This is a genomic window from Paenibacillus sp. yr247 (assembly GCF_900103825.1).
Lineage (GTDB): Bacteria > Bacillota > Bacilli > Paenibacillales > NBRC-103111 > Paenibacillus_E.
The window spans coordinates 1-7,682 of record NZ_FNIF01000062.1; the positions used below are offsets into that span (position 1 = coordinate 1).

Genomic DNA, 7,682 nt, shown 5'->3' on the forward strand with positions numbered 1-7,682 from the left:
AAGTCGCTCGAACACGCAGAGCAAGCAACGTTTCAAGAAAGTGATGACTTTAGAGAAAAGTCGAAGCAACGTTACAAGATAGAAGCGAAAAATAGTGAATTAAAACATAGGCACGGGTTGGATGTAGCGGCATCCTCGGGTCTAATCGGCATGGAGATACAAGCAGCCATTGCAATATTTGCAGTAAATTTGAAGCGAATATTGAAATTGAATGATTAAAATCCAACAAATAAAGATGTAAGAGATAAGAAAAAGACGGCTCAAGCCCATTGAAAAATGGAAATGAGTCGTCTTTTTGTGTAGAGAATTTAGGGATCCTGAAAAACAGTGAGTTCTTCAGTGGCCTCCTCAAGAGTTTGCTGGTTTTATTCTTAAAAATAGATTACAAATAAAGTTTTGAAGTACTTCTAACAAACCTCCGATGCCTACAGTGCCATTCAACTATCGTTTTCGTTAGTTCAGTGGGACTTCACGATTGTCGGCATATTTATTTGGACTATTTTTGATTACAAAAAAGTGATTAAAAATACCTACAACTCTTATTTCTTTTCCTCTAGAGATATTGGTTTCTGCTGTCATAAAAATAATGGGTACGAAGAAAGCCATAGCAACCATCAAATGCATCTTCGGAATCCCTGATTACGACGATATGTATTAAAACATCAGCAGGGAGCTCATCCGGACAAAATGCCGATGATAGAGGATGAATCTTACATGTATTCCTTGAAAGAACATTATGAAAGTGGGAAAGTAAATTGTTGTTAATAATGAACCTGTGGATTTTTCCACAGGTTTTTTTATATAAAATTTGGACAAAATAACCATGAATGAAAATACTCAAGAAGGGGGAAATTTTATGTTCCAACGTGATTTGGGGATTGATTTGGGGACTGCGAACATTTTGGTGTATCTGAAGGGGGAAGGAATCATTTTAAACGAGCCGTCCGTCATTGCAATCAATGATAATGGAGGCATTATTGCCGTAGGTGAAGAAGCCAAAGCGATGGTCGGACGAACTCCCGGGAATATATCTGCATCTAGACCACTGAAAGATGGAGTAATTGCTGATTACGAGACCACGGTTAAGATGATGAAATACTTTATTGATAAATCTAAAAAAAGCCGGTTTTTTCCTAGTAAACCCAGAGTCGTTGTCTGTGCGCCCACATGCGTTACCTCTGTTCAAATCAGAGCGTACAAGAATGCAGCAAAACAAGCGGGGGCGAAAGAAGTTTTTATTATCGAGGAGCCTTTTGCGGCGGCGATTGGAGCTAATCTCCCGGTATCAGAACCTGTGGGTAGTATGGTTGTAGATATTGGAGGCGGGACTACAGAAGTTGCAATTATCTCATTGGGTGCTATCGTAATAAGCGAAACCTTGAAGGTCGGCGGGGATGAAATGGACAGAATCATCGAAAGTTACATCAAGAAAAAATACAATTTATTAATCGGCGAGCGGACTGCTGCAGAGATGCTGCATGCGCTTGGAATCGTTCAAGGGCGAGGCAACGGGGCTTTTCAACCGGATGAAACGATAACTCGCGAAGAATTTGCCAAAATGCTTGCGTTAGCCAGCGGCATGAAGACCGTCAACTTTGATGCGCAGACATTTGCCGACGTACCTCGATCTTCCTGGTCGTTTCCTTATATCGAGCAGCTGGCGGCTACCGGGCAAATTCAAGGGGAAGACGTGCAAGGGCTCCACTATTATTACCCCAATCGAAACATCACGCGCGTCGAAGCGGCTGCGATCATCAATAGAAACAAGGCGTTAACCGGGGCTCCAATCAAAGACATTTTTCGCGACTTCAAGCAAATTCCCGATTGGGGACGAGACGCAGTCACTCAGCTTTGGAACGATCATTGGATCAGCGGTTATGAGGACGGCAACTTCTACCCGTTCCGTACCTTAACGCGGGCAGAAGCCGCAAAGCTGCTGGCAAATCTGCCGACACAGGAAAAATGATTCAAAAAAACGCCATTCGTTCATTGAAGAGCACCCCTTAGAATTCATTGGATAACCCTAGGTTTTTTCCAAAGTCCATTCTAAGGGGTGCTCTTCATAAAGGACGAGAGTTAATACTCCGTGTTACCACCCAAGTTTATAAATGCATCGACCTCTTTTCAGGTACTGCAACTAATTTATGTTGCTTATACACTAGCACTATAAACGGGTGCAACCGTCTATCCTACTCGCCAAAGGTTTCAAAGTGTACCTCAGAGATCATATTCATTGGATCTATTCTTTACCCCCTTTTAGCACATTGGGGCTCTCTGTAAAAAACTGTCCAATTACTCTTTCTTATCAAAGCTATTAAACGTAAATATTGTATTTTATGAAATCTTATCAGGGGAGATCTCTATTTGAACTAACGTTCCCCGTTTAAAAGTCAACAACTACTCCAATATTAACTTTCCATCGAACTTTTTATAATCTTTAAACACTCTTTGATGATGTCTTGTAAAAAGCTCACTGGAGGCTTCTGGTAAATTATCCAATGGATAAAATTCAGCATCTACACTTTCGTCTGTCTCTTTCTCAAGAGTCCCCGACCACTTATCCACACGAAATAAATATTCAATTACATGATGCTCGTTTCCCCATCGGTCCGTTAATGTTTGTGTTGTTGGAGAAGAATAAATAGCAATTAATGTTGCCTGAAAAACGTCAAGACCTGTTTCTTCTTTAACTTCACGCCTCATCGCATCAAATACTGATTCACCTAGTTCCATGGCTCCTGCAGGCATACCCCACTTTTTATCATCACTACGCTTTATAAACAGGGCACGACCTTTATCATAAAGTAAGATTGCCCGTACTGAGTTTACGATAATCTTTTGTGTTCCAATGACTTTGCGAAGTTTGCCTAAATAAGAGTCGTGCCAACTACTCATTTTTCTCACCCTTTGGATTATTCTGGATGTGAATATAATAATGTTTTAATCCTATCAGTAAAACAATTAATTTTAGATGGATTCGTTCTAATATTGATATTAAAAAAAAAGAGATTCCACATTTGTTGTAATTGTATCAACTATGCTGCCCGTTAGCACAATGAAGTACCACTTCCCTACATCTTAAACGACCAAAATTATGCGCCAATGTTTGTGTCGTGGTGCTGCGACACAAACATTGGCGATTTAAACTAAAAAATCCCCATTTTAAGGGGATCTTAATACACTCCTCTGGTACTACCCTTACCTCGCCTATCTTCAAGAAGTTCTTCTACGCCTTGAGTCATAAAAATTTGTTTCCACCTATTAAGCATCTATTCGACAGAAGGGGGAGATTCATAATAAATCACTCTTTATTTCATCGAAATATTCAAACCATCCTGCAGGAATGCACTATATTTCGCTAAATAAAATACGAGTTATTATATTATTCACGGGTAAGGAATACTCTGAAAAGGGGTGAGTTAGTTTATTTTTCGAAAATGAAAGGCGGCGATTCTCATGAAGAGATATTTATCGATGCTGGGAAATTATTTACTCTATTTGACGGTCATCATTTTAGTGATCTTCCTCTATAATATCGTCATAGATCCTGTATTAGGATGGGGGCAGTTCGGAAAAGGAAAGAACATCCCAATCCAGGTATTCATGGTACTTGTAATTACAATCGCTCTTTCCGCAATTATTTACGCCATTAAATATCGGCTTTTGAAACAGACACCGGTAAGCTTCTGGAGACTTAGTAGCTTCTCGCCGATCAGTCCGAGCTTTTCGGTTCACATGATAACAATCGGGCTGGCGTTCACTTTATTAAACGCTGCCTCCATGAAACTACTTTTTTACTACAACATTACAACGTTCAATGATTTTACAGAAGAATATTTCGCCTCTGTTCCTTTCGTTTACATTATACTTTCCTCCGTGCTCACCACTGCACTTGAGCTGATCCTGTTCTTTGGTATCATGTTTAACGAAGCCCGGAAACATGTTCCCGTATTCTGGCCAATTCTAGTCATCGCTTTGATTATTGCGGCGTTGCAGCCGGGAGGAATTGCGATGCAGCTTCTGGGTGTAGCGTTAGGATTCATTTATGGATCCATTTATGTACGCCTTTCATCCATATGGTCCATAATGCTGATTGGGATCGTGTTTAACATCAGTCTGTTCGGCATGAAAAGAATCGGTTGGCTTGATTCCATGGAGAACATGTCGGACTTCACACTTATACTGCTTGCGGCAGTCATGGGACTCTATCTCATCTTTAGCACCCTTTGGTACTGGAGAAAACCAAAAACAGCTACTAACGGCCGCAGCCGACGTGTTAACTGAAACAAACAATAACTTGGAATTTGATATTCTTTAGTATTCAACCAACAGTTGAATTGAAGCCTTAACTTCTGAGCTTTAACTCATTAAAATGGGTCGTGCCATAAATTACTCCTCTTGCTATTATTAAGCTTTAGTTCTGCGTTAGTTGAATCGTCTGTTTTCACAGCTCCGATAACCCTCTACGGGAGGAAACAAGCATACCCAATGCTAGTATGAAAAAAATGACGGTAAGTTTTAGATTAGAACTTATAGGTAAATCAGCGACCCCAACGATTATTAAAAGAAGAAACAAATATTTTCTAAAAAGTATTTTCCACCATAAGTTCCCCAACTTTTGTGTAGGCACTGCAAAAAGACCCAAAAAACCTACTGGAATCGCAAGAACAGAACCTAAAGTCAAGTTTATTTTCTTTCCCCAAATGAAATAAAAAATAAAAATAAAAATAAAGAATATTGTTCCAAACAGTTTCTTTTTATCCATTAAAGCATTTTCATCTCTTTTCATCAACGTATTACACTTTTATTCAGTTTAAGCAACAAAAATAATTCTAAACGTGACACATGTGTTGAATTATCCTGCCCGTTAGCTTAGCAAAGGGCTGCAACGCGGCAGCCCTTCTGATATTGAACTATTGTTTCCCGTTAGCGTAATAACAGCTGAAATACACATCATTTCCAACCCGCACGTTGTAGTATCTCCCTCACAAAGTCCCCCTTAGCATTCGAGTATGCCAAACGGTCATTCTGGAATCGTTGTGCGAGTCCCAACTTTAAGTCACCATATTGTTTGGCATCCTCTGGATGATTTCTCAAATAATCTCGAAAGAGGATATGACGCTTATATTCGGCGTTTTCCATGGTGTAGACGTATAGGTGATGCCAAGTTACATCGGCGGGAGGAATAAAAGCCTCTCGTCCCGTAGTTCCTAAATCGCCTTCATGAACGTAGCCAATGGTGGCTAGCCTTTGAATAGCCGTAAGGACATCCGACTGCGTAGACACTACCACGTCGATATCAACAATCGGCTTCGCTGCTAACCCTGGAACGGATGTACTGCCAACGTGTTCTATTGTGACTACAAAATCGCTTAAAACAGGAAGCACGAAGCCTCGTAACTGTTCAAACAACTTAACCCAACTAGGGTCATATTCACGTACTATTAAACTGGAACCCATTCAAACTCCTCCTGACTGTAACAACATGGTTACAAATCAATTCGTAAAAGATTTGTGTAATCCTGCCCGTTACTACAATGAACAACAAAAGAGGAGCTGCTGCGAACAAGCTCCTCCACTATCGTCTCCCGTTGGCGTAATAACCTGGTGTTACGTATAACTGGTTAGTTCAGCATTTTCATTAAGTTATTATTTAAGTGATTGCCAAGCTTTTTTAAATCTTGTATACGTTTCGTCGGGGAACTCATAACCCCACCGTCGGTGATATTCAACTTTACCTAAGTCGTGTAATTTGTTTATTTCAATCAAAAACTTTCTTGCTAAATCCCTTAAGTTTATGTCGGTGCTAAAAACAGATATCCCCTTGTCAATTTCATCGGTATTAAAATTGTCATCAAACTCAAGCACTTCAAATGTACAATTAAAACCGTCTCGTTGAATTCTGATACGATTTTCATTCGGCTCAGTTTGAATGACTATAATTACTTCTGGGGCTCCTTCAATTAAACTTGAGAGACATTGAATAATGTCATAAACAACATCCGTTAAAAAAGAGGAAGGAATAAGATATTCATTCGTCTCATTAGTGACCTTTATATCCAGCCATCCATGATATTCAAGGTTAAATGACATCTGCATATAAATCCTATCCTCTCAGGGTTACATTAGCGATTAGCCATTTATTTCTATATATGATTGTCATTATCCTGCCCGTTACTTCAGCGGATAGCTGCTTCACTAACGATTCCGTAAGCGTAACTGGTTTAAAATGAGACATCAATATTCATCTTCTAGATGGAAAAATACGTGAAAAAGATATATTCATTATTTACTAAAAATTTATCGGATTTGTGCTCGCGGTGACATTTTTGTCCGCGAGTATAAGACCGCTTTTTATGATTATTGCCACCCCTGCGGGAATGAGGAGAAAATTCTCGGCGATAAATACTAACATGCTCCCCATGTTTACAATATTTCCGACGATAAAAAGAGAAATTGCGGAAATCATCGCGCTCGAGCATATCATGTAAATCCTGTTGCGCCATATCTTGCGCGTGGTCATTTTGCCATTCGAGCGGGTGAAAAAGAAGGCAATCCATACGAACATCAGCCCGAAACCTATCAGGGCTCCGATGTTATGTAGTAGTCCGGATACCGCCGGAGAAGCCCCGAAGGCTCCCACCTTTGAATCGGTGATGTATATGCTCTCGCAGGGCTGCAGTGCTACCAGCACAAACCCCGCCGCCATTATCTTAACGATAATGCGCTCGCTGGTGCAATATCCCACATATCCCGCGCAGTATAGCGCCATGCAGCCGAGGGCAAAAGGTAAAATCATCCCAGCGCGGTTGCCCGTTGTTGCGCTCTCGGAGATGGATGTTATCAGAGGCAAACCGTGGACGAGGGTGCAGTCTATCAGACAAATCGCGCCGAGGAGCAGAGCCACAAAGCCGAGGATGCCGAGGTTGAGTTTGCTGTCTTTTGGGTTTAATTCTTGCATTGATTTTCACCCCTTAAGCCTTTATTGTGTAAGCTCATATAGGCGATCCTCAGTTCCATTTTTCGTAATTTTACTTTATCGCGCTCCTGAACAGATAGAATCATTGGACTCCGCCTTTCAATTAGATATCGCGAAAATGTGGATTTCGACATTACGAAGTGATTAATTACATGTAATATTCTACCAATGATTCGTTCGTGTATCTACTATTACGTTTAGGAGAACACTTGGTCAATGGTTGAAGTTATTAGGTGGCACCTAAGTTAATCCTACAAAAAGAGGCGCCAGAAAGCGCCCCATTCATTTTTTGAATTATCTTTACATGAAGGCATTACTGAAACACCTGCTTCATAAACGCAGCTAATCTGATCACGCCGACAGGCTGTATTATTGCGGTATCCTGCCCGTTCGTATTATGAGGTCACCAGATCTTTCTGGTCGACCTCTTTTTTGAAAGGTCGTAAGATAGCGGTAGCCGGGGATCGAACGTTTCTGCCCGTGGGACTTGGATCCCGAGAGCTATTCAGTTCATCCCCCCTACTTGTTCAACCATGGTTAGGCTGGTTGGGACATGAATCCCGTATCACATGCGATAGTGTGGAAGACAAGAAGGTTAGGGGTTGCCGGTGAAAATACTACAGGAGTGATGTTATGAATCCAGTCATTGGTTTGGATGTATCAAAGGGAGAGAGCCATGCACAAGCTTTTTTAGACCGTGGAG

At 40.8% G+C, this 7,682-nt stretch carries 9 protein-coding genes and 1 pseudogene; 4 read left to right on the top strand and 6 right to left on the bottom strand.

Translation table 11 applies throughout. The annotated features are described in order from the left end of the window. Positions 1-219: transposase (locus BLT91_RS30100; RefSeq protein WP_175532604.1), on the top strand; the 219-nt coding region annotated here is incomplete at its 5' end. 234 nt (positions 220-453) lie between these two features. On the opposite strand, the gene BLT91_RS32470 is transcribed toward BLT91_RS30100, so the two are convergent. Beyond that, the gene (locus BLT91_RS32470; protein ID WP_217635313.1) at positions 454-615 is read right to left on the bottom strand and encodes a hypothetical protein; all 162 of its coding nucleotides are present in this window, start codon (positions 613-615) and stop codon (positions 454-456) included. A 241-nt stretch (positions 616-856) separates the two neighbouring features. On the opposite strand from BLT91_RS32470, the pseudogene mreB reads away from it, so the two are divergent. Together mreB and BLT91_RS34120 are read left to right on the top strand one after the other, a co-directional pair. Next, positions 857-1,543 (top strand): annotated as a pseudogene (gene mreB, locus BLT91_RS34115) (rod shape-determining protein MreB); the annotation flags it as partial. A 36-nt stretch (positions 1,544-1,579) separates the two neighbouring features. After that, positions 1,580-1,966 (top strand): S-layer homology domain-containing protein, encoded by a 387-nt coding sequence (locus tag BLT91_RS34120; RefSeq protein ID WP_368086870.1) that lies wholly within the window; start codon positions 1,580-1,582, stop codon positions 1,964-1,966. Between the two features lie 431 nt (positions 1,967-2,397). Here the strand turns inward: BLT91_RS34120 and BLT91_RS30110 are convergent, their stop codons facing one another. Then, positions 2,398-2,895 (bottom strand): NUDIX domain-containing protein, encoded by a 498-nt coding sequence (locus BLT91_RS30110; protein WP_090827909.1) that lies wholly within the window; start codon positions 2,893-2,895, stop codon positions 2,398-2,400. Between the two features lie 561 nt (positions 2,896-3,456). On the opposite strand from BLT91_RS30110, the gene BLT91_RS30115 reads away from it, so the two are divergent. Continuing rightward, positions 3,457-4,284 carry a hypothetical protein gene (locus tag BLT91_RS30115; protein WP_090827911.1) on the top strand — a complete coding sequence of 276 codons (828 nt, stop codon included), beginning with the start codon at positions 3,457-3,459 and terminating at the stop codon, positions 4,282-4,284. Between the two features lie 160 nt (positions 4,285-4,444). Here the strand turns inward: BLT91_RS30115 and BLT91_RS30120 are convergent, their stop codons facing one another. The 4 genes from BLT91_RS30120 to BLT91_RS30135 form a co-directional block, all read right to left on the bottom strand. Continuing rightward, positions 4,445-4,789: a hypothetical protein gene (locus tag BLT91_RS30120; RefSeq protein WP_090827913.1), complete on the bottom strand. Its 345-nt coding sequence runs from the start codon at positions 4,787-4,789 to the stop codon at positions 4,445-4,447. Between the two features lie 164 nt (positions 4,790-4,953). Then, complete coding sequence (locus BLT91_RS30125; protein WP_090827915.1) at positions 4,954-5,460, bottom strand: GrpB family protein; 507 nt, start codon at positions 5,458-5,460, stop codon at positions 4,954-4,956. 189 nt (positions 5,461-5,649) lie between these two features. Further along, on the bottom strand, positions 5,650-6,099 hold the full coding sequence (locus tag BLT91_RS30130; RefSeq protein WP_090827917.1) for a hypothetical protein: 450 nt from the start codon (positions 6,097-6,099) through the stop codon (positions 5,650-5,652). Between the two features lie 193 nt (positions 6,100-6,292). Beyond that, on the bottom strand, positions 6,293-6,961 hold the full coding sequence (locus BLT91_RS30135) for a hypothetical protein (protein ID WP_090827919.1): 669 nt from the start codon (positions 6,959-6,961) through the stop codon (positions 6,293-6,295). Positions 6,962-7,682 lie beyond the last annotated feature (721 nt).

What these genes read in the sequence shown, in the direction of transcription:
- BLT91_RS30110 (WP_090827909.1), bottom strand. Translation starts at nt 2,895, where the DNA reads ATGAGTAGTTGGCACGACTCTTATTTAGGCAAACTTCGCAAAGTCATT.
- BLT91_RS30115 (WP_090827911.1), top strand. Translation starts at nt 3,457, where the DNA reads ATGAAGAGATATTTATCGATGCTGGGAAATTATTTACTCTATTTGACG.
- BLT91_RS32470 (WP_217635313.1), bottom strand. Translation starts at nt 615, where the DNA reads ATGGTTGCTATGGCTTTCTTCGTACCCATTATTTTTATGACAGCAGAA.
- BLT91_RS30120 (WP_090827913.1), bottom strand. Translation starts at nt 4,789, where the DNA reads ATGAAAAGAGATGAAAATGCTTTAATGGATAAAAAGAAACTGTTTGGA.
- BLT91_RS30125 (WP_090827915.1), bottom strand. Translation starts at nt 5,460, where the DNA reads ATGGGTTCCAGTTTAATAGTACGTGAATATGACCCTAGTTGGGTTAAG.
- BLT91_RS34120 (WP_368086870.1), top strand. Translation starts at nt 1,580, where the DNA reads ATGAAGACCGTCAACTTTGATGCGCAGACATTTGCCGACGTACCTCGA.
- BLT91_RS30130 (WP_090827917.1), bottom strand. Translation starts at nt 6,099, where the DNA reads ATGCAGATGTCATTTAACCTTGAATATCATGGATGGCTGGATATAAAG.
- BLT91_RS30135 (WP_090827919.1), bottom strand. Translation starts at nt 6,961, where the DNA reads ATGCAAGAATTAAACCCAAAAGACAGCAAACTCAACCTCGGCATCCTC.